General features: G+C 63.9%; 15 protein-coding genes. 5 read left to right on the top strand and 10 right to left on the bottom strand.

Features of this window, described 5'->3' with window-relative positions; all coding sequences use genetic code 11:
* The first annotated feature begins 91 nt into the window (after positions 1-91).
* The 5 genes from ACED18_RS12030 to ACED18_RS12010 are packed head-to-tail and all read left to right on the top strand — an operon-like array spanning position 92 to position 5,149.
* Positions 92-766, top strand: a complete 675-nt coding sequence (locus ACED18_RS12030; protein WP_377292453.1) for a phosphoribosylanthranilate isomerase — start codon at positions 92-94, stop codon at positions 764-766.
* A complete protein-coding gene (trpB, locus tag ACED18_RS12025; protein WP_377292451.1) occupies positions 763-1,983 on the top strand; it encodes a tryptophan synthase subunit beta in 1,221 nt (406 codons plus the stop codon). Before ACED18_RS12030 ends, trpB begins: the two co-directional genes overlap by 4 nt.
* Positions 1,984-1,987: 4 nt before the next feature.
* Complete coding sequence (trpA, locus tag ACED18_RS12020; RefSeq protein ID WP_377292449.1) at positions 1,988-2,827, top strand: tryptophan synthase subunit alpha; 840 nt, start codon at positions 1,988-1,990, stop codon at positions 2,825-2,827.
* Between the two features lie 53 nt (positions 2,828-2,880).
* Positions 2,881-3,801 (top strand): acetyl-CoA carboxylase, carboxyltransferase subunit beta, encoded by a 921-nt coding sequence (gene accD, locus ACED18_RS12015; RefSeq protein WP_377292447.1) that lies wholly within the window; start codon positions 2,881-2,883, stop codon positions 3,799-3,801.
* A gap of 1 nt (position 3,802) precedes the next feature.
* A complete protein-coding gene (locus ACED18_RS12010) occupies positions 3,803-5,149 on the top strand; it encodes a bifunctional folylpolyglutamate synthase/dihydrofolate synthase (RefSeq protein WP_377292445.1) in 1,347 nt (448 codons plus the stop codon).
* 65 nt (positions 5,150-5,214) lie between these two features.
* Here ACED18_RS12010 and trxA read toward each other — a convergent pair whose 3' ends face one another.
* From trxA to ACED18_RS11960, 10 genes are all read right to left on the bottom strand, one after another.
* The gene (trxA, locus tag ACED18_RS12005) at positions 5,215-5,535 is read right to left on the bottom strand and encodes a thioredoxin (protein ID WP_377292443.1); all 321 of its coding nucleotides are present in this window, start codon (positions 5,533-5,535) and stop codon (positions 5,215-5,217) included.
* A 100-nt stretch (positions 5,536-5,635) separates the two neighbouring features.
* Complete coding sequence (gene addA / locus ACED18_RS12000) at positions 5,636-9,193, bottom strand: double-strand break repair helicase AddA (protein ID WP_377292441.1); 3,558 nt, start codon at positions 9,191-9,193, stop codon at positions 5,636-5,638.
* The gene (gene addB, locus ACED18_RS11995; RefSeq protein ID WP_377292439.1) at positions 9,186-12,353 is read right to left on the bottom strand and encodes a double-strand break repair protein AddB; all 3,168 of its coding nucleotides are present in this window, start codon (positions 12,351-12,353) and stop codon (positions 9,186-9,188) included. The genes addA and addB overlap by 8 nt, the downstream gene beginning before the upstream one ends.
* A complete protein-coding gene (locus ACED18_RS11990; RefSeq protein ID WP_377292437.1) occupies positions 12,350-13,081 on the bottom strand; it encodes a nucleotidyltransferase family protein in 732 nt (243 codons plus the stop codon). Before ACED18_RS11990 ends, addB begins: the two co-directional genes overlap by 4 nt.
* A gap of 9 nt (positions 13,082-13,090) precedes the next feature.
* The gene (tsaE, locus tag ACED18_RS11985; protein ID WP_377292435.1) at positions 13,091-14,593 is read right to left on the bottom strand and encodes a tRNA (adenosine(37)-N6)-threonylcarbamoyltransferase complex ATPase subunit type 1 TsaE; all 1,503 of its coding nucleotides are present in this window, start codon (positions 14,591-14,593) and stop codon (positions 13,091-13,093) included.
* Positions 14,590-17,088, bottom strand: a complete 2,499-nt coding sequence (locus ACED18_RS11980) for an ATP-binding protein (RefSeq protein WP_377292433.1) — start codon at positions 17,086-17,088, stop codon at positions 14,590-14,592. The genes tsaE and ACED18_RS11980 overlap by 4 nt, the downstream gene beginning before the upstream one ends.
* A 382-nt stretch (positions 17,089-17,470) precedes the next feature.
* Positions 17,471-18,868 (bottom strand): adenosylhomocysteinase, encoded by a 1,398-nt coding sequence (gene ahcY / locus ACED18_RS11975; protein ID WP_377292431.1) that lies wholly within the window; start codon positions 18,866-18,868, stop codon positions 17,471-17,473.
* Positions 18,869-19,099: 231 nt separating this feature from the next.
* Positions 19,100-19,372, bottom strand: coding sequence for an HPr family phosphocarrier protein (locus ACED18_RS11970; protein ID WP_377292429.1), 273 nt, complete (start codon positions 19,370-19,372; stop codon positions 19,100-19,102).
* A gap of 16 nt (positions 19,373-19,388) precedes the next feature.
* Positions 19,389-19,790: a PTS sugar transporter subunit IIA gene (locus ACED18_RS11965; protein WP_377292427.1), complete on the bottom strand. Its 402-nt coding sequence runs from the start codon at positions 19,788-19,790 to the stop codon at positions 19,389-19,391.
* Between the two features lie 147 nt (positions 19,791-19,937).
* A complete protein-coding gene (locus tag ACED18_RS11960) occupies positions 19,938-20,420 on the bottom strand; it encodes an HPr kinase/phosphorylase (protein ID WP_377292425.1) in 483 nt (160 codons plus the stop codon).
* Position 20,421: the final 1 nt, after the last annotated feature.

Genomic DNA, 20,421 nt, shown 5'->3' with positions numbered 1-20,421 from the left:
GGCATCCAAAGCGCCGCAAGGTCGCGCCCGGAACAGTGCAATGACAGAAATTGGCTCGACTCTGCCACACTTTCATGTCACTTCCCGTCCCATGAAGCTGGATGTGAAAATCTGCGGTCTGCGAACGACGGACGCGGCTGAAAAAGCCGTTGCGCTCGGCGCAACCCATGTCGGCTTCATCTTCTTTCCCAGGAGTCCCCGCAATATCGAGCCGGACGATGCCGGCCGCATTGCGGACGCCGTGCGCGGGAAGGCGAAGATCGTTGCCGTCACCGTCGATGCGGACAATGATTTCCTTGACGAGATCGTCTATTCCCTGAAGCCGGACATTCTCCAGCTTCACGGCAAGGAAAGTCCCGATCGCGTGCTGACGGTCAAGGCCGTCTACGGGCTTCCGGTCATGAAGGCGCTCGCCATTCGCGAGGCTGAGGATCTGGAACGCGTCGATCCCTATCTCGGTATCGTCGATCGTTTCCTCTTCGACGCCAAGCCGCCGGTCGGCTCGGATCTGCCGGGCGGCAACGGGGTCAGCTTCGACTGGACCATTCTCCACCGCCTTGACGCGGGCGTCGATTACATGCTTTCCGGTGGTCTCAACAGGGACAATGTGGCCGAAGCGCTTCGCGTTTCAAAGGCCAGAGCGATCGACCTGTCCTCGGCCGTGGAAAGCGCCCCCGGCGTGAAGGACCTCGATCTCATGCAGCAATTTTTCGATGCGGTACGGCAGGCCGAAAAGGCGCCGGTTCCGTCAGGGAGCAGGACGTGAACGAGACACCCAAACCCAATTCCTTCCGCACCGGTCCCGATCAGGACGGCCGCTTCGGCATTTTCGGCGGCCGCTTCGTGGCAGAAACGCTGATGCCGCTGATCCTCGATCTCGAGGAGAAGTGGAACACCGCCAGGACCGACCCGGAATTCCAGGCCGAACTGCAGCATCTGAACACGCACTATACCGGCCGCCCCAGCCCGCTCTATTTCGCCGAGCGCCTGACGGCCGAGCTTGGTGGCGCGAAGATCTACTTCAAGCGCGACGAGCTGAACCATACCGGCTCGCACAAGATCAACAATTGCCTCGGCCAGATCCTGCTTGCCAAGCGCATGGGCAAGACCCGCATCATCGCGGAAACCGGTGCCGGACAGCACGGCGTGGCCTCCGCCACCGTTGCCGCCCGCTTCGGCCTGCCCTGCGTGGTCTATATGGGCGCGACCGATGTCGAGCGGCAGGCACCCAACGTGTTCCGCATGAAGCTGCTCGGTGCCGAGGTAAAGCCCGTGACCGCCGGCCAGGGCACGCTGAAGGACGCCATGAACGAGGCGCTGCGCGACTGGGTCACCAATGTTGACGACACCTACTACATGATCGGTACGGCCGCCGGCCCGCATCCCTATCCGGAGATGGTGCGCGAGTTCCAGTCGGTCATCGGCCGCGAGACCCGCGAGCAGATGCAGGCGGCCGAGGGACGCCTGCCGGACATGATCATCGCCGCCGTCGGTGGTGGCTCGAACGCGATCGGCCTCTTCCACCCCTTCCTCGATGATCCCAGCGTGAAGATCGTCGGCGTCGAAGCCGGCGGCAAGGGTCTCGACGGTGAAGAGCACTGCGCATCGCTGACGGCCGGTTCGCCCGGCGTGCTCCACGGCAACCGCACCTACCTGCTGCAGGATGGCGACGGCCAGATCAAGGAAGGCCACTCCATCTCCGCCGGCCTCGATTATCCCGGCATCGGCCCGGAACATTCCTGGCTGAAGGATGCCGGCCGCGTCGAATACGTGCCGATCATGGACGACGAGGCGCTGGCCGCCTTCCAGCTCCTGACCCGCATCGAGGGCATCATCCCCGCGCTCGAGCCGAGCCATGCGCTCGCTGAAGTCATCAAGCGCGCGCCGAAGATGGGCAAGGACCAGATCATCGTGATGAACCTCTGTGGCCGCGGCGACAAGGACATCTTCACCGTCGGCAAGATTCTCGGAATGGGGCTGTAAGCACATGACCGCTCGCATGGACAAACGCTTCCGCGACGTGGCTGCCGAAGGTCGCCCCGTGCTCGTCACCTATTTCATGGGCGGCGACCCGGAATTCGACACGTCGGTCGAGATCATGCGCACGCTGGCGCATGCCGGTGCCGACATCATCGAACTCGGCATGCCCTTCTCCGATCCGATGGCCGATGGCCCGGCGATCCAGCTTGCCGGCCAGCGCGCGCTGAAAGCCGGCCAGACGCTGGCCCGCACGCTCGACATGGCCCGCGAATTCCGCAAGACGGATGCCGAAACACCGATCGTGATGATGGGCTATTACAACCCCATCTACATCTACGGCGTCGATCGCTTCGTGACCGATGCCCTCGAAGCCGGCATCGACGGCCTGATCGTCGTCGATCTGCCGCCGGAAATGGATGACGAACTCTGCATCCCCGCCATTGCCAAGGGACTGAACTTCATTCGCCTGGCAACGCCGACGACGGATGACAAGCGTCTGCCGACCGTTCTCAAGAACACCTCCGGCTTCGTCTACTATGTCTCCATGAACGGCATCACCGGTTCGGCGCTGCCGGATCCCTCGCGCATCGGCGAGGCGGTCGCCCGCATCAAGCGCCACACGCCGCTGCCGGTCTGCGTCGGCTTCGGCGTGAAGACGGCGGAACATGCCCGCGCGATCGGCGCCTCGGCGGATGGCGTCGTGGTCGGCACGGCGATCGTCAACCAGATCGCTTCCAGCCTGACGGCCGAGGGGCAGGCGACGGAAGCCACCGTGCCAGGCGTCGAAGCACTGGTGCGCGGTCTTGCCAGCGGCGTTCGCGCTTCGCGTCTTGCGGCCGCCGAATAAATACCCACATCCTGATGCACCGGTGACCGCATCAGGCCTCAGGAGTGTTTCACGTGAACTGGATTACCAATTACGTTCGCCCGAAGATCAACTCGATGCTGGGTCGTCCGGATCGGGATGTGCCGGAGAACCTTTGGATCAAGTGCCCGGAAACGGGCGAGATGGTGTTTCATCGCGATCTCGAGGAAAACAAGTGGGTCGTGCCGCAGTCCGGCTACCACATGAAGATGCCGGCAAAGGCGCGTCTGAAAGACCTTTTCGACGGCGGCGAATATGAAGCCCTGCCTCAGCCGAAGGTCGCGCAGGACCCTCTGCGTTTCCGCGATTCCAAGAAATATGCCGACCGCCTGCGCGACAGCCGCGCCAAGACGGAACTCGAAGACACGATTCTGACCGGTCTTGGCCGTGTCAGGGGTGTTAAGCTCGTCGCCGTGGTGCATGAGTTCAATTTCATGGGCGGCTCGCTCGGCATGGCAGCCGGTGAGGCGATCATCAAGGCCTTCGAAAGGGCGATCGCCGAGAAGTGCCCGCTGGTGATCTTCCCGGCCTCGGGCGGCGCCCGCATGCAGGAAGGCATCCTCTCGCTGATGCAGCTGCCGCGCACCACCGTCGCGGTGCAGATGCTGAAGGAAGCCGGCCTTCCCTATATCGTCGTCCTCACCAACCCGACGACGGGTGGCGTGACCGCCTCCTACGCCATGCTGGGAGACGTCCACCTGGCAGAGCCGGGCGCGGAGATCTGCTTCGCCGGCAAGCGCGTCATCGAGCAGACGATCCGCGAAAAGCTGCCCGAAGGCTTCCAGACCGCGGAATATCTGCTGGAGCATGGCATGGTCGACATGGTCGTCAAGCGTCACGACATTCCGGAGACGCTGGCCCGCATGCTGAAGATCCTGATGAAGAAGCCGGTCGAGGCGAAGAAGGTGGCGCCGGTGACCGCCGCCCCGCCGGCTGCCGTCGCTGCAAGTCTCTGATATGGGCGACGTGGCAACCGGCAGTCTGGCCGAGGCGGAAATCAACAGGCTTCTCGGGCTCCATCCCAAGGGCTTCGATCTGTCGCTGGACCGGATCCGCCGGCTGCTGGACGCGCTCGGAAATCCCGAGCGGCGCCTGCCGCCGGTCATTCATGTCGCCGGCACCAACGGCAAGGGGTCCGTGACAGCCTTCTGCCGTTCCATTCTGGAAGCCGCCGGCTTCAGCGTCCACGTCCACACCTCGCCGCACCTCGTCAACTGGCATGAACGATACCGGCTCGGCCGTCCCGAAGGCGGTGGTGCGCTGGTGGACGATGCCACGCTTGCTGATGCGGTGAAGCGGGTGGGGGACGCCAATGGTGGTCAGAAAATTACCGTCTTCGAAATCCTGACGGCCGTCACCTTCCTTCTCTTCGCCGAACATCCGGCAGACGTCGCGGTCATCGAGGTTGGCCTGGGTGGACGCTTCGACGCCACGAACGTCATCGCGAATCCGGCCGTTTCCGTCATCATGCCGATCTCCCTCGATCACCAGGCCTATCTCGGCGACCGGGTAGAACTGATCGCCGCAGAGAAGGCGGGTATCATGAAGCGCGGTTGCCCGGTGGTGATCGGCCATCAGGACGAAGCCGGCGCGCGCGACGTGCTGGTAACGACCGCCGAACGACTCAACTGCCCGCTTTCGGTCTACGGGCAGGATTTTCTGGCTTATGAAGAGCTTGGCCGGCTCATCTATCAGGACGAATCCGGCTTGATGGATCTGCCGCTGCCGCGCCTTCCCGGCCGCCACCAGTATGGCAATGCCGCCGCCGCCATTCGCGCAGTGCGCGCCGCAGGCTTCGCGGTAGACGAGATCGCGATCGAGCGTGGCCTGACGAGTGTGCGCTGGCCGGGACGCTTGCAGCGTCTGAAGGCTGGTCCTTTGTTCGAGGTGGCGCCAGATGGCTGCGAGCTCTGGGTCGATGGCGGTCACAATCCTGGCGCCGGCCAGGTGATTGCCGAAACGCTCGCCAATCTCGAGGAGCGCGATCCGCGCCCCCTCTTCCTGATCATCGGTATGATCAATACGAAGGAGCCGGTCGGTTACTTCGCGGCCTTCAAGGGCCTTGCCGAACAGGTCTTCACCGTGCCGATCCGCGGTTCCGATGCCGGCATCGATCCGGTCAATCTGGCGCTTGACGCCGAAGCCGCAGGCCTGACGGCCTTTCCGGCCGCAAGCGTGGAAGAAGCGCTTGAGGTGATTGATGCCATTGTCCATGACGATGAGACGGCGCCACGCATTCTCATCGGCGGCTCGCTCTATCTCGTTGGCAATGTTCTTGCCGACAACAAGACGCCTCCGACCTGACGTCATCATACGAAAACGCCCGGCGGTAAGGCCGGGCGTGGTCTCGTCAGTCTGACGAAGGACGATCAGGCGGCGCCGGCAATCCAGGAGCTCAGCGCGGTCTTCGGCAGCGCGCCGACCTTTACGTCGGAAACTTCACCACCCTTGAAGACGGCAAGCGTCGGGATGGACCGAACACCATACTGGGCTGCCAGTTCCGGGTTCTCGTCAATGTTAAGCTTTGCAACCTTCACCTTGCCGGCCAACTCCGAGGAGATTTCCTCAAGGCTCGGCGCGATCATCTTGCAAGGGCCGCACCATTCGGCCCAGAAGTCCACCACAACCGGCTCGGCCGCGTTCAGCACTTCTTCCTGGAAATTGTTCTTGTCGACTTTCACGGTGGCCATGATGCGCTCCTTGATCTCGCGTCCGCCGGCGGGTCCGGCGTCTATTCGGTGACGTGGCTTTCATGTGATGCCCCGCCGGTCGAAATTCAATCTGTCTATCTCACTTTGTCGCCAGACCATCAAGACTGCGCTGGAGAGACGCCTCGGAAAGCCGGAAATGTCGCGGTCCGCCTGTGTAGACCAGCAGGCATTCGATCGTCTTGTCCGGATAAAGCGGAGCCAGGATTTCCCGGTAGATGGCGAGCTGCGCGACATAGCCGGGCGAAATGTCCGCTTCGGTGTCCGGAATATCACGGTTCGTCTTGAAGTCGGCGATGATGACGCGATTGTCCTGAACGGCCAGACGGTCCAGACGTCCGGACACCGCATAATCGCGCCGCCCGAGCCGCAAGGTCCCGATGACCGAGACTTCCGCCCGGCTGCCCGCGGCAAAGAGCCCGTCCATGGCGGGATCGTCGAGGACCGCCAGCACCTGTTCTGCCGTGCGCTGCCGCACGCCGGCAGGCCAATGCGGCACGGCGCGCTCCAGATAGCGTGCCGCCGCTGCCGGCCGCTCGTCTCGAGCGATGTCCGGCAAGGTCTGGAGGAGACGATGCAGGGTCGCACCGCGCAGCAGGCTGGCACCACCACTGTTGCTGGCCTTGGAAAAGAGCGAGGATGCCACGACCGGTGGCTCATGGCCGGCATCGACGGCAATTCCGGCGCCAGAGGGGGCAAGTGGCCTCGGCAGTCGTGTGCGTGGTGGCGGCGGGCGGAAGAAGGCGGTCGGAAGGGTTGCCGTGTCCTGACTGACAGATGACTTTGGTTCCCCCAGTGTCGGCGCTGCTGCAAATGGCGCAGCCATCCAGCGCAACCCCTCCCAGCTCTCGCTTCCCGCCGTAAACGTTGTCGGCGTGGACCGTCCGTCCGCCGCAAGCGCCTCGCGGACCATCTGGTGCCACAAGTCGGCAAACTCACGCTTGCCGCGATAGCCGCAGACGATCAGCCGGTCCGCCGCCCGCGTCATTCCCACGTAGAGAAGCCGGCGATACTCCTGTTCGGCCGCATCCTTCAACCGCTCACGATCCGCACCGAGGATGGCATGCTTGAGGCCAGGAGCTTGCCAGATCGGCACGGCCGGTGCCTCCGGCCCATCGCCCGAGGGAAAGAGCCGCAAGGCCGGTGCGTGCTGGCTGCTCATCACCTGTGCGCCGCTATCGACCAGAAACACGACAGGCGCTTCCAGTCCCTTGGCGGCATGCACGGTCATGATGCGGACTTCATTGCGCCCCTTGTCGAGCTCTCGCTTCACTGTCGGGGCCTCATGCTCCAAAGTGGAGAGGAAAAGCTGGAGACTGGCCGGGAGGCTCTTTTCAGCAACGAGCGCGAAAGCCAGGAATTCGTCCAGCACGTCGCTTGCCTCTGACCCAAGCCGGGCAAGGAAGGCCGCACGTCCGCCGAGCGGTCCAAGAATCCGGGCAAAGAAGTCGTAAGGGGTGCAGCGTCGCGCCTCGCCGATCAGGGCCGAAAGCCGCTGCCATATCGCTTCCAGGCCCTGATCGGCTGCCGCCATGGTTGCCAGCTGCTGCCAGAGACTGACCCCTTCGCCGCGCGTTGTGGCGATCTGCGCCAGTTGCTCCTCCGAGACGTTGAAGAGCGGACTTTTCAGGAGGGCCGCAAGCGAAAGGTCGTCGGCGGGCAACAGCGCGAAACGACCGAGCGCCACCAGATCCTGCACGGCAATATGTCCCGTCAGCACCAGTCGGTCGGCTCCCGCCACTGGAATGGCCCGGTCGGAACGTTTCAGCGCGCGGGTCAGCGCAGCGACGAAGGCATCACGCTTGCGCACGAGAACGATGATGTCGCCTGGCTCCATGAGTCGGGTGACGCCCTTGACCGCAACTGTTTCGCGACCGATCCAGCTGGCCACCATCGTCGCAACCCGTCGGGCCAGCACATTGACGGGCGCTGTCTCGGGTGCCGCGTCGAAAGCGGCCGTCCAGTCCGCTTCGCTTTCGCCCGGTGCCGGCACCAGCTGGTCCCAGACCTCCACCACACCCGGTTGGCCGATACGGTTGGAGGCGTGCACCACGGGCTCGTTCAGGGCCGCTAGTCCCCGCGCATTTGCGGGATCGGCGAAGACGGTGTCCACGGCGCTCAAGACCGCTTCCGTCGAGCGAAAGGAAAGTTGCAGCCGGATCGGGCTGAAGGCGCCGCCGGCCGCCTCGATCTGCGCGGCCACATCGCCGCGCTCGGCCGAAAACCGCTCGGGACGCGCGCCCTGGAAGGAGTAAATGGACTGCTTTTCGTCGCCGACCACGAAAAGCGTGCGATCGGCGGCGCGCTGGCTGGCACCGGAGAAGAACTCGTCCGTCAGCGACCGGATGATTTCCCACTGCCTTGGGCTCGTATCCTGCGCTTCATCGACCAGGACGTGGTCGATGCCCTGGTCGAGCTTGTAGTGCACCCACGCATGAATATGGCTGCGCGTCAGCAGCGTGCGGGCACGATTGACGAGGTCTTCGAAGTCGAGAAGGCCGCGATGCTTCTTCAGCCGCTCATAATCGGAGATCAGATGGCTGCCGAGCCGAAGCGCCGCCATGGTCGCCGCAGCGAGCGCCAGCAACGAAAGCCGTTGTCCCGCAGCAGCGAAGCGGTCGCGCAAAGCGAGAAAGGCTGCGCAAAGCGCCGGATCCGCTTTCTCCATCGGCTTGGCGACGAAGCTGCCATTGGCGCGGGGCTCGCCGTCATCCTTGGCGAAGGCGGTGAGCAGTGCGTCAAAGCGCGCTCGTCCGGCCTGGATGGCAAGGGCGGCTTGGAGCGTGGCGGCTGTCTCCTGTGGCTTCTTGCCGCCGTGCTCGAGCGCAAGCGCGATTATCGCCTCGATCCGGTGTGGCAGAAGCTCGGGATCGGCAAGGGTTGTTGCAACGACGCTCTCTTCGCTTTCTCCGTGCATGATGCCGAGAGCAGCGCAGACGGCCACATCAATGCCACCATGGCGCTCGGCATAGGTCAGAAATTCCGAAAGTGCGGTTCGTTGCCCGACGAAGGATTGCAGCAGCTTTTCCAGACCCGGCTCGTCGGCAAGCGCTATGACGTCGGCAAAAACGGCCGCGAGCGGGCCGCCGCGGCGGCGGGAGCCGGCGAGAAGCAGGCTGCGCCGCGCCTCCTCCATCAACTCGGCGGCGGCGCGGTCGTCCAGCACCGAGAAATGCCCGGCGACATTGGCTTCCAGTGGAAACTGGTGCAGCAGCGCCTCGCAAAACGCGTGGATCGTCTGGATCTTCAAGCCACCAGGCGTTTCCAGCGCCCGTGCAAACAGCCGCCGCGCCTCCTTCAACTGGATTGCATCCGGCCTCTTTCGCTCGATCTCCTCGATGCGGCGCGATAGCTCCTTATCGTCGAGGATCGCCCATTCCGCCAGCCGCTCGAAGACGCGGTTCGACATTTCGGAGGCGGCGGCCTTGGTATAGGTCAGGCACAGAATGGCCGAGGGACGGCAGCCGGCGAGAAGCAGGCGAATGACGCGCTGCGTCAGGACATGGGTCTTGCCCGATCCCGCATTCGCCGACACCCAGGCGGAACGCCCCGGATCGGAGGCAAGGCCCTGCTGCGTGCTCGTCCAGTCCAGCCAATCCTTTGGCAGCATCCGTCCCGTTCCGGTCAGCGTCTCACTCATCGCCGCCGCCCTCCCCGGGCTCCGCCGTCGACCATTCCGCGACACGGGCGAGATGGTCATAGGGACCGCTCTGGTCACTCTGCATCTGCACGACGAGACGCGAGGCATAGCCGACCTTGCCGGAGCGCAGCGCCAGAACGAAACGCCGAAGTTCGGCGAGCGAATCGCTGGCAAGATCCTCTGTTGTCGGCAAAGGCTCGCCGCTGCGGCTGAGGCCGGGGTCGCTGTCGATCCGCTCCACCTCGAAACGCGCGCCGGGTTTTAGCCGGACATAGTAGAGCGAACGTGCGCGGCGAGACCCCACCCCGCGAAAGCCGCCCGCCTCCACGGCGGCTGCTTCCAGCGGCAGCTGCGGATCAAGCAGGCTCTGCGCCTCCTTCTTCGACGGCGACGAACCGGTCTTGTAGTCGATGAGGTCGACGCGTCCATCCGGCAAAAGATCGATGCGGTCGGCAACGCCGGTGATCGCGACTCCGGCTGCGCCGAGGTCAAAGCGGGCGCGCACCTCCGTCAGGCTGCGTTCGACGCTGCCGGCCCGCTTCGCCTGCCAGTCGAGGAATGAATCGCCAACGGCGCGCAGCCGCTCCCGCCAGAGATCCTCAAGATGGGGCGGCAAGGCCGCCTCCACGATCGCGGCTTCAATGATGGCCGAAAGCTGCAGCCGCGCATCCGGCTGGCTGCCGTCGATCTGTTCGCGAACGGCACGGTCGAAGACGGCGTGATAGAGAACGCCGCGTTCGCGTGCATCCGGTTCGTCGGCAAAGGGATCGATCGGGTGAAGCCGCAGAATGCGGCGGGCGTAGACGGCATAGGGGTCGCGGCGCAGTGTCGCGACTTCACTGAAGCTGAAACTTGGCGGTTGGAGATCGGCTGCCGGACGCGGTTGTGGGCGTTCGGCAGGTTCCTGTGGCGGTCGTTCGTCGAGCACCGTTGCCCATGCACGCCAGCGGGCGCCATTGGCAAGCAGCTGGTGCTCCAGCTCTTCGCCGCCAACCGCGATCAGCCGTTGCAGCCACCGCGAGGCCACTGTTGGTGCCGATCCGCTGCGCAGCGAGCGGGTCATCATCAGCCTTGGCGCGCCGGCCGCCATGACGAAATCATGGGCGAGCTGGCCGATACGCCGCTCCGGCGGCTCAAGGCCAATCGCCGCTTTCATGACGCGCGAGAGGAAGGGATCATTGCGCGTCTGCCCGGGCCACGCGCCCTCGTTCAGCCCTCCGAGCACAATCAGGTCTGCGTCCTGGAGACGGGATTCCAGCGCGCCGAAGATAAAGACATGCGGATCGCGCATGGAGCGCGGCTTTACCATGACGCCGGCCAGCAGAGCGTCAAGCGCATCCGCCCACTGGGTCGCATCCGCTTCCAGCGTGCCGTCTGTCTCGAAGATCTCGCGCAGCAAATTGGCAAGCTCTTCACCGGCTTCCGAGCCCCAAAGCGGCGTCAGCCCGGTCATGGGATCGGTGGCAAGCGCCTCGAGCACCTCGCCTGTCGCGACGGACCAATCCCCAAGGGTGCGATGTTCTGGCCCGGATGCAAGGGGGCTCAACGCAGCAGACAAGGCCTCCGCCAGCGCATGGGCGGCAACGCAGTCCTCGTCGTCAAGGCCCTGCCGCCAGGCGGGCGGATGGGTATCCCTCTTGTGGGCGGCGATAGCCTCCATGACCGCCCGGCCAAGCTCACCAAGCGAAAGCAGGCCACGACGATTGCGCAGCGCCAGCCGTTCGAGCGCATCGGCCGCCCGCCGGAACGCCTCGTCATCACGGCCAAGGCGGCAAAGCGGGTGCTTGAGAAGGGCAGCGAGGCCGGCACGATCCCTTCGGCGCAGCACGAGATCGGTAACGAGGCGGATCAGGCTGCCTGGCTCGGCCAGCACCAGTGGACGACCACCGGAATCGTCGGCATCGATGCCAAACCGCTTCAATTCGCCCGCAACGCGCCGGGCGAGGTCGCGGTCAGGTGTGATCAGCGCCGCGCGACGGTCCTCGCCCTCTTCCAGCGCAAGCCGCAGCGCCATGGCAATGACCAGCGCCTCTTCGCGCTCGTTTCCCAGTTCCACGAGAGAAACATCGGCGAAGGCTGAGGCAACGGATCGCTGCTCGAGACCGGCGCGCAGCGCGCTCCAGCGATCCGTGGCATCGACCGGCAACATGGCTTGCGACAGGATCCGGCGGCGCTGGTCGAGGTTCGGGGGTGGCGCATCGAGCGCCACCACGTCCGTGCGGGAAACGCCGAGGCGATGGATGAGCCTGGCAAGGCCGTATTGCGGATGGCTGCGCTCGCCGATCTGTCGTGCTGAGGAGCCCGGCGGTGCCAAGGGAGCCGCGATCAGCATCAGCCACTCGGTGTCCTCCATATCCTGATCAAGACCGGGAAGAACGACGGCGCCGCGGTCGCAGCGCAGGATGGCGGCAATCATGTCGGCTGTCGCGGGGATCGAGCCCGTAGAGCCCGCCACGATGACCGGCCCCGTCATGCGCCCGGCTGCAATCCGCTTCACCTCGACAGAGAGAATGGCATTCCGGTGGGCGGCGGGCGACGAGCGGTTCAGCTCCTTCAGGCGCTCCGGCCAGTAGACATGCGCGATCTTCAGGAACTCCAGGGTGAGCTGCCACCAGGTCGCATGATCGGCGGCGTCGAGCGTGTCGAGTGCCTGCCAGTCGCAGCGTTCGGTTTCCATGGCGTCGATGAGCGCGACCAGATCCTTGGCGAGCCACAGGGCGTCGGCGGGGCTGACGGGTGCGATCAGCGGGCTTTCATCGTGAATGTCGAGAATCCGGCTTGGTAGCGAATTTCGCCATGCAAGGATCAGGCGCGCCAGCTCGATCAGGCGTGTTGCACCGCCGATCGGCGGGGCAAGGTCGAAGGTGTCGGGAAGGTCGGCGTCAAAATAGCCGGCATCGTCATCCGTTTCGCCAAGCGCGCGGATGGTCGGCAGGATGGCAGAGCGTCCGCCAAGCAGGTCGACGAACTCCGAACGCAGCACGCGCACCGCGCGCCGGGTCGGCAGGAAAATGGTTGCTTCGGCCAGATCGAGCGGCCGGGCCGGATCGTACACGAAGTCCGGCAGGATGGAGCCGTCAAGCAGTCGAGCGGCGAAAGTCTTGAGAAACGGGAGACCTGGCGGGATCGTAAAGATGGCGCCCGCACCCGCGCTCGTCATGCGAGAGCCTCAACGCGCGCGATTGTCGTTTCTGCCTCGGCGATCGCTTCGGGCGTGCCCACCGTGATCCATTCGCCGGTCATCAAAAGACCATGAAGCCGACCCGCAGCAGCAGCGCGATCAAAGTAGATGTTGAGATTGAAGGCTGTGTCAGGTGCGTCATCCAAGAGTTGCGACGACAGAGCGAGGGCGCCGGCATAGACCACGGGATTGGCCATACCCTCGCAATAGCGAGTCAGCCGCCCGTCAGGGCCGAGTGCAAAGTCTTTCTTGCCATTGTGGCCCGTCGTGCGCTCCAGCGGCACGCAGAGCAGCATCATGTCCATGCCGTCAGGATCAAAGGCTTCGGCCAGCCGCGCGAGATTCGAGGGCATGCCGACGGCTTCGCCCACCCAGAACAGATCCGCGTTCATCACGAGAACGGGCCCCGGCTCCAGCAGCCTGAGACCCTTCGCCAGCCCGCCGCCCGAGTTCATCAGTTCGGCGCGCTCGTCCGATATCAGGATTCGGGGCGCGGGACGCCGGGCCAGATGCGCTTCCATCTGCTCGGCATGGTGATGGACGTTGACAGCAACGGTCTCGACACCGGCCGCGACCAGAAGATCGAGCACACGGTCAATCATCGGTCGGCCGCCGACGGCAACGAGGGGCTTTGGCATGCGGTCTGTTATCGGGCGCAGGCGCGTTCCCAGTCCGGCCGCCAGGACCATGGCTTGGCGTATCGTCATCATTCCTCGTCAGCGATCTGATTCGCTGCCGAGAATACCAGTTCGCACGAGCCAGTCACGCAGGGGCGCCAGAACCGGATGCGCTGTGGCGGCATCGAGATAGGCGAGCGTGCGGGGCATGTGTCGCATGTAGCCCGGCTTTCCATCGCGCTGGTTCAGCCGAACCCAGATGCCCAGCAGCTTGCAATTACGCTGCGCTGCCATGATCGCATAGTCGCGGCGGAAGCGCTCCGCATCGAAGCTGTGATCGTCCCGGCGGGCATCGAGATAGACATCGAGCAACCGCTCTCCCATGTCACCCGGTATCGTAACGCGCGCATCCTGCACCAGCGACGCGACGTCATAAGCGGTGGGCCCGATCATCGCATCCTGAAAATCGAGAAGCCCCACACGGTCGCTGAGGTCGGGCGCACTCTGCCAAATGATGTTGGGCGAATGCACGTCGCGCAGGAGAAGATGCTGTTCCCCGTCGGCGATCGTGTCGATCAGATCGTCCCAGATCGCCGTGAACTCGGTGGCGTCTTCGGCCCGCGCCCCGCCACCGGTTTTCCAAGGCAGGAACCAGTCCGTCAACAAGCTGACTTCGATCTGCATGGCAGCGCGATCAAAGGGCGGGACGGCATGAACGAGGCTGTCCGGCACGGGAAGGTTTTCCTCGAGCGGGGCGGCATGCAGCAGGGCAAGCGTGCGGGCGACATCCGCATAGCGCCCTTCGATCGGCGCGCCACCGGCGTCGAGAATGGAACCGGTGCCGAGATCTTCGAGAAGCAGGATTCCCTGGTCGAGATCGGCGGCCAGAACGTCCGGCGCGCGAAAGCCCTGCCGGCGCAGATACCCGGAAATCGCCACGAAAGGCACGACATCTTCGGCGATATGCGCGAGTTGCTGGTAGTATTTTCCCTCCCGGAGGATCGGGCCGGGCTTGGCGCGCGGCGAATCCATCAGGATCCGCGTCTCGCCGGATGCGAGATCGACATAATTGTAACCGCGCGCCGAGGCGTCACCGCCGAGCGGCCGGCGCGTCGCCGCCTCAAGACCATGCCGCCGCAGGAAGTCGCGCAGCTCGAGCGTCCGCGCGATTCTGTCCATCGCGGGTCCGGTGCCGTCGATGGTGAGGTTCCGCCCCGCGCCCGCATGCATCAGGGTCAGCGTCACGCTGCCCGCTGGCAGGCGGCCTGCGGCGCGTTCGGGCCATTCGACAAGGCAGGCGCCGCGCGCCAGCATCTCGTCGAGGCCGAGCTCGTCCAGCTCGTCCGGATCGGCAATGCGGTACAAGTCGAAATGCGCGATCGGCAGGGAAAGCTCGTAGTCCTGCACCAGCGTGAAGGTGGGGCTGGGCACCTCCAGCGCGGGATCACCGGCAATCGTGCGGATCACGGAACGCGCAAAGGTCGACTTTCCGGCGCCGAGATCACCGACGAGCGCAAGGCAGTCGCCGGGCCGAAGGGCCAGGGCGACGTCTTCGCCAAACCGCCGCGTTTCGGCCTCGTCTGCAAGGTGGCGCGTAATCATTCGGCAGCGATGATGCGCTGGCTGACAGCAGGACCATCGGGGATCCGGCAGGTTACCTGCGTTCCGCGGCCTTCCTCGCTGGAAATCGAGACGGATCCGTGATGCAGCTTGACGAAGCTCTGCACGATCGAAAGTCCGAGTCCCGCACCCCCGGCCGACCCGTGGCTCTCGAAGCGATCGAAGACCACGTCGAGCACGTCTTTCGGGATGCCCGGCCCGTTATCCGAAACGGTAAACACAAAGTCCGAACCCTCGCGTCCGCATCCAAGCCGGATGACACTGCCTTCCGGCGCGAAATTGGCGGCATTGGCAAGGAGCTTGAGGAAGATCTGCTTCAGTCGCCCGTAATCCGCCGTGATGGCGCCGAGGGACGTGGGCGCATCGATGCTCAGCATCACGCCACTTTCCTGCAGCCGGTCGGCCATCTGCTGGCCGACCTCCTCGAGAAGGTCCACGAGTTCGATGCGCGTATAGTCGAGTTCCACGATACCGGCATCCACGGTGGCGAGATCGAGGATGTCGTTGACGATGGTGAGAAGCAGCGACGAAGACGTGGAGATATGATCGACATACTCCGCCTGCCGCTCCGAAAGCGTGCCGAAGGCGGGCGTCTTCAGAAGATCGGCAAAGCCGATGATGTTGGTCAGCGGCGAACGCAATTCGTAGGAGACATGCTGTACGAAGTCGTTCTTCAGCGCGTCTGCAAGCTTCAACGCCTCGTTCTTCTCTGTCAGCGCCCGTTCCACGCGCACGCTATCCGTCGTGTTGACGAAGGTCAGCATGGTCTGGGCGTTTGGAAGGGGAATGACCGCGAAGTCCAGAATGAGCCCGGTGCGCAGCTCCAGCCGGCCCTGGCAGGCCTGGCGTTCGTCATCGAAGCTGGTGATAACCGTGTTGAAGAGCTTCCAGCCATCCGGCTGGTCGTAGGAGACCGCGCAGGCCTTCTCGATGGCCTTGATATGCGTTCCCGGTGCCATCTGCTCTTCGCTGACGCCCCAGAGGGCGCGGAAGGCCGGGTTGGAAAGCTTGATGCGCCCGTCGGGACCGAAAACCGCCACGCCTTCGGCCAGATGGTCGATGGTCTCGCCCTGGACGCGCAGCAGTGTGTTGTAGCGCGTTTCGAGATCGACCTTTTCCGTGAGATTTTCGAAAACCCAGGTCACGCCACCCTGCGGACGCGCAGTCGCAAACGCGCGCAGCGTCTGGCCGTTTGGCAAGTGCCAGATGTCGGAGCGCGTATCGATCGCCTGATAGACCGACAGCGCGTGCTCCTTCCACTGTTTCCAGTTCAGAAGCTCGGGCAGCTGGCTTTCCGCCCGCAGCCGCTCGAAGATCTCGCCATTCGTCGGCTTGCGCTCAAGAAACGCCATGTCGAGGCTCCAGAGAGCCTGGAAGGCCTGATTGTAGAATTGCAGGCGCTGGTCCCCGTCGAAGATCGCAACCGGTGTCGCCAGATGGTCAAGCGTCTCGGCGTGGCTTTTCAGGGTACGCTTCAGTTCCTCGCGGATCGCTTCGATGGCGGAAACATCGATCGCGATGCCCGCTGTGCCGCTGGCGGACCGTGCATCAACCACGTCGTAGAAAGTGCGGTTGCCCTTGACCACAGTCGACAGCGTGCCGCGGAAGGGCGCATCGTAGGTCGTCGTGGCGCGGATTTTCTCCCGTGCAACGGTTGCCAGCAACTCGCGGCCCTCGCCGATCGCGACCTGCGGCGAGGATGCCTCCACCGCATCGCTGAAGGCGTGATTGACCCAGACGAGATGATCGTTGCGGTCGCGCTGCCACATGGGCAGATCGATCGCGTCGCAGAGCGTGCGCAGGGTCGTCAGCGCTGCGTGGAGATTTTCCCGCTCGATCTTCAGTTCGGCCAGTTCCTCGCGCAGATTCGTCAATGCCACGAAGCGCACGAAAGCCTGCGAGCCGGAGACGCGCCCTTGCGCTTCCAGGATCTGGCCGCGACCGGTCTCGATCGCAAGGTCGAAGCTCTGGGCGCGCGAGCGAAGCTGTTCGATCGCATGCTCGAGCTCGGAAGCCGATTGCGGCTTGAGCCAGCGACCGAATGCCAGAAAGTCGGCATTTTCCTGCGGCGCGCCGGTTTCGATCGGAAGCTGGCCGAGGAACTCGGCACGGCTCGCCTGTCCCTCCCAGACGACGATCCGGCGGTTCTTGTCGCTGATCAAAGCCTGGAAACGAGAGATCTGGTGATTCGCATCCGACAAAACCGCGCGCAGCTCGCGATTCTCGGTCTCCATGTTGCCCCGCTGTCGGATCATCCAGATCGCTGAGAGCATGGCCGCGGAAATGACACCGATCAGGACGGAAAATGTGACGATTTCTGTGGAGTGAAACATCGTCGCGCGAACGGCATCATCGGCAGCGATCGCCGGAACTGCTAGGACGGGTGCCAGACAGGTTCCACAGGCCAGACGTCGCGTGATCGGGGCCAGATGCCCGAGAAAAAACCGACGCAAGGTCGTGGAAATGCCGCTCGCCATCGTGTCGTCGTCCCCGTGTTCGGGTCGCGTGCCTGCGTTTACAGGTCAACGCCCGCATGGCCTCCCCGCCGCTCGAGGTTACCATCCGTCCCGCTTCGTTCCATGGAACGCCCTGGCAGCCTCCGTTTCGAAGGTGCCGCCATCGTTCCGCATCGTCCGGGCAAACCGTTACCGCGCCAGGGCGCGCATTGATTCGCCATCTCGACAACCGTCTTGCCGCATCTCGGTTGCCGCGACCTGACCATGACCTCCAAAAGCGTCACGAATCAGCCCTCAAAACATACTTCGTCGGGGATTCGCCGGGAAGATCGAAGCCCAAAAATGAAAACCGCGGCCCCTTTCGAGGCCGCGGCACAAGATCTTGCGTCTGTCGCGAAGCGACTTAGTAGCGGTAGTGTTCGGCCTTGAACGGGCCCTCGGCCGTCACGCCGATATAGGCGGCCTGCTCGTCGGAAAGCGTCGTCAGCTTGGCGCCGAGCTTGGCGAGGTGCAGGCGGGCAACCTTTTCGTCCAAGTGCTTCGGCAGAACGTAGACGTCGTTCTTGTAGCCGCCATTGTTGGTGAAGAGCTCGATCTGCGCCAGAACCTGGTTGGAGAACGAGGCCGACATCACGAAGGACGGGTGACCGGTGGCGTTGCCGAGGTTCAAGAGACGGCCTTCCGACAGAAGGATCATGCGGTTGCCCTTCGGGAACTCGATCATGTCCACCTGCGGCTTGATGTTCGTCCACTTGAGATTGCGCAGTGCCGCGACCTGGATCTCGTTGTCGAAGTGGCCGATGTTGCCGACGATCGCCATATCCTTCATCTCGCGCATATGCTCGATGCGGATGACATCCTTGTTGCCGGTGGTGGTGATGAAGATATCGGCGGTGGACACGACGTCTTCGAGTTGAACGACCTCGAAACCGTCCATGGCGGCCTGTAGCGCGCAGATCGGATCGACTTCCGTGACCTTGACGCGGGCGCCGGCGCCACGCAGCGAGGCGGACGACCCCTTGCCCACGTCACCGTAACCGCAGACGACTGCGACCTTGCCGGCCATCATCACGTCGGTGCCGCGGCGGATGCCGTCCACCAGCGATTCCTTGCAGCCATACTTGTTGTCGAACTTCGACTTGGTGACGCTGTCGTTGACGTTGATCGCCGGGAAGGGCAGCAGCCCCTTCTTCGACAGTTCGTACAGGCGGTGTACGCCGGTGGTGGTCTCTTCCGTCACGCCCTTGATGGCGTCACGCTGCTTGGTGAACCAGCCCGGCGAAGCCTTGAGGCGCTTCTTGATCTGCGCGACGAGGATTTCCTCCTCCTCGGAGCCGGGGCTCGACAGCACGTCTTCGCCGGCTTCGGCGCGGGCGCCGAGCAGGATGTACATGGTCGCGTCGCCGCCATCGTCCAAGATCATGTTGGAAAGACCGCCATCGGCCCACTGGAAGATCTTGTCGGTATATTCCCAGTACTGCTCAAGCGTCTCGCCCTTGACGGCGAAAACAGGCACACCGCTGGCGGCAATCGCGGCCGCGGCATGGTCCTGGGTCGAGAAGATGTTGCAGGATGCCCAGCGAACTTCGGCGCCGAGGGCAACCAGCGTCTCGATCAGCACGGCCGTCTGGATCGTCATGTGCAGCGAGCCGGTGATGCGCGCCCCCTTCAGCGGCTGCGCGGCGCCAAACTCTTCGCGGCAGGCCATCAGGCCGGGCATTTCCGTCTCGGCGATCGCGATTTCCTTGCGGCCGAAATCCGCCAGACCGATGTCGGCGACGATGTAGTCAGTGTTGCTCATTGCAATCTCCAGATCCGGATGTGGGCGGCGGCCTCATGGGACATCATGCCCGCCGCCAAACTGTCTGCTGACGGGCATCTGCCGCGCTCAGCCTCGTGCCCGCTCCGGAACACCGGAAATCAGGGCATCGTAAGCGCTCCTCTATCAGGAAAAGCGCAAGCTGGCAATCAGGACATAAAGAAGTCTTTATATGGTTATGTGACAGTTAGCGCGCCCGGCTGGCAACGCGCCTCACATCTCCTCGCCGAAGCGATTGGCGATCAGCGCGTCGAGCGCATCGAGCGCTTCCGTTGCCTGCGGGCCGCTGGCAACCACATGCACGGTGCAGCCAGGGCTTGCCGCCAGCATCATCAGGCCCATGATGGAGGTGCCGCCGACGCTCATGCCGTCCTTGGAGACGGTGATCTCCGCATCGAAGCCTTCGACGGTCTGCACGAATTTTGCCGAGGCACGGGCGTGCAGGCCGCGCTTGTTGATGATGAGGAGATCGCGCGAGAGGCTCATGGTGAGAGGGCAGGCCTTACTTTCCGCTCAGCACGCGGCTGGCGACGTTGATATATTTGCGGCCGGCCTCGGAGGCCTCGACGAGCGCGCGTTCCATGTCGCCGTCACCGCGCACGCCGGCCAGCTTGATCAGCATCGGCAGATTGACACCGGCAATCACTTCTACCTCGCCGGTCCGCATCACGGAAATCGCGAGATTGGAGGGCGTTCCGCCGAACATGTCGGTGAGAACGATCACGCCCTTGCCGAGATCGGCTTCGGCCACCGCATCCAGGATATCCTTGCGTCGCTGGTCCATGTCGTCTTCGGGACCGATACAGACGGTCACGATCGCCTTTTGCGGGCCGACGACATGCTCCAGCGCATGACGGAACTCCTCAGCCAGCTTGCCATGGGTGACAAGCACCAGTCCGATCATGATCCGTTTGCTCCAACTGCAACAACAAAATGACGGCGGGCCAATATCGCAATGCGGTCAGCGCGTCCACCGTCAGGGCGGCCATCTTGGCAAGGAAAAGACGAAGTGCAAGGCATAAAATGACCGGAAGGACGGGCCCGTCGCGATTCAGCGACAGATTTGATCGCGTTGCTGCACAAGATCGAAGATGAGTGCGAGCGGTTCTGCGATGAAGCGGGGCACGCGGATCAGCGGCCGGACAACGCCTTGGCCAAGGTCGAAAAGCTCATTGTCGGGCGGCAGACGATCGTCGCGGGAAGGGTCGACAGGGCGCACGACCAGCGTGACAGGCGCTTGCGCGATAGTATCCCAGCGCAGGATTCCGGCACCCCGCACCTCCAGCAGCCCGGCAATCGTGGAGGGCCCGCGCATTGTGGCCTCCGTGCCGTTCGTCGTGATGTCCAGCCGGTCATCACCAACGAGCAGGCTCTCCATGCCCTCGCGTCGCGCGGCCACGAGGCAGGCATAGGCAAGAGCAGACTTGCCGCTGCCGGAATGCCCGACGATCATGATGCCGGTCTTGCCGGCCAGGATTCCGGTCGCATGGATGTTGACAGTCCGGCCGCTATCCTCTGTCGCCCTCTCGCCCACC

The organism is Rhizobium sp. SG2393 (genome assembly GCF_042610495.1).
Classification (GTDB): Bacteria; Pseudomonadota; Alphaproteobacteria; order Rhizobiales; family Rhizobiaceae; genus RU20A.
Note: the sequence above shows the minus strand (reverse complement) of the source record. Positions and strands in the feature narration are given on the sequence as shown.

What these genes read in the sequence shown, in the direction of transcription:
- ACED18_RS12030 (WP_377292453.1), top strand. Translation starts at nt 92, where the DNA reads ATGAAGCTGGATGTGAAAATCTGCGGTCTGCGAACGACGGACGCGGCT.
- trpA (WP_377292449.1), top strand. Translation starts at nt 1,988, where the DNA reads ATGACCGCTCGCATGGACAAACGCTTCCGCGACGTGGCTGCCGAAGGT.
- ACED18_RS12010 (WP_377292445.1), top strand. Translation starts at nt 3,803, where the DNA reads ATGGGCGACGTGGCAACCGGCAGTCTGGCCGAGGCGGAAATCAACAGG.
- trxA (WP_377292443.1), bottom strand. Translation starts at nt 5,535, where the DNA reads ATGGCCACCGTGAAAGTCGACAAGAACAATTTCCAGGAAGAAGTGCTG.
- addA (WP_377292441.1), bottom strand. Translation starts at nt 9,193, where the DNA reads ATGAGTGAGACGCTGACCGGAACGGGACGGATGCTGCCAAAGGATTGG.
- addB (WP_377292439.1), bottom strand. Translation starts at nt 12,353, where the DNA reads ATGACGAGCGCGGGTGCGGGCGCCATCTTTACGATCCCGCCAGGTCTC.
- ACED18_RS11990 (WP_377292437.1), bottom strand. Translation starts at nt 13,081, where the DNA reads ATGACGATACGCCAAGCCATGGTCCTGGCGGCCGGACTGGGAACGCGC.
- tsaE (WP_377292435.1), bottom strand. Translation starts at nt 14,593, where the DNA reads ATGATTACGCGCCACCTTGCAGACGAGGCCGAAACGCGGCGGTTTGGC.
- ACED18_RS11980 (WP_377292433.1), bottom strand. Translation starts at nt 17,088, where the DNA reads ATGGCGAGCGGCATTTCCACGACCTTGCGTCGGTTTTTTCTCGGGCAT.
- ahcY (WP_377292431.1), bottom strand. Translation starts at nt 18,868, where the DNA reads ATGAGCAACACTGACTACATCGTCGCCGACATCGGTCTGGCGGATTTC.
- ACED18_RS11970 (WP_377292429.1), bottom strand. Translation starts at nt 19,372, where the DNA reads ATGAGCCTCTCGCGCGATCTCCTCATCATCAACAAGCGCGGCCTGCAC.
- ACED18_RS11965 (WP_377292427.1), bottom strand. Translation starts at nt 19,790, where the DNA reads ATGATCGGACTGGTGCTTGTCACCCATGGCAAGCTGGCTGAGGAGTTC.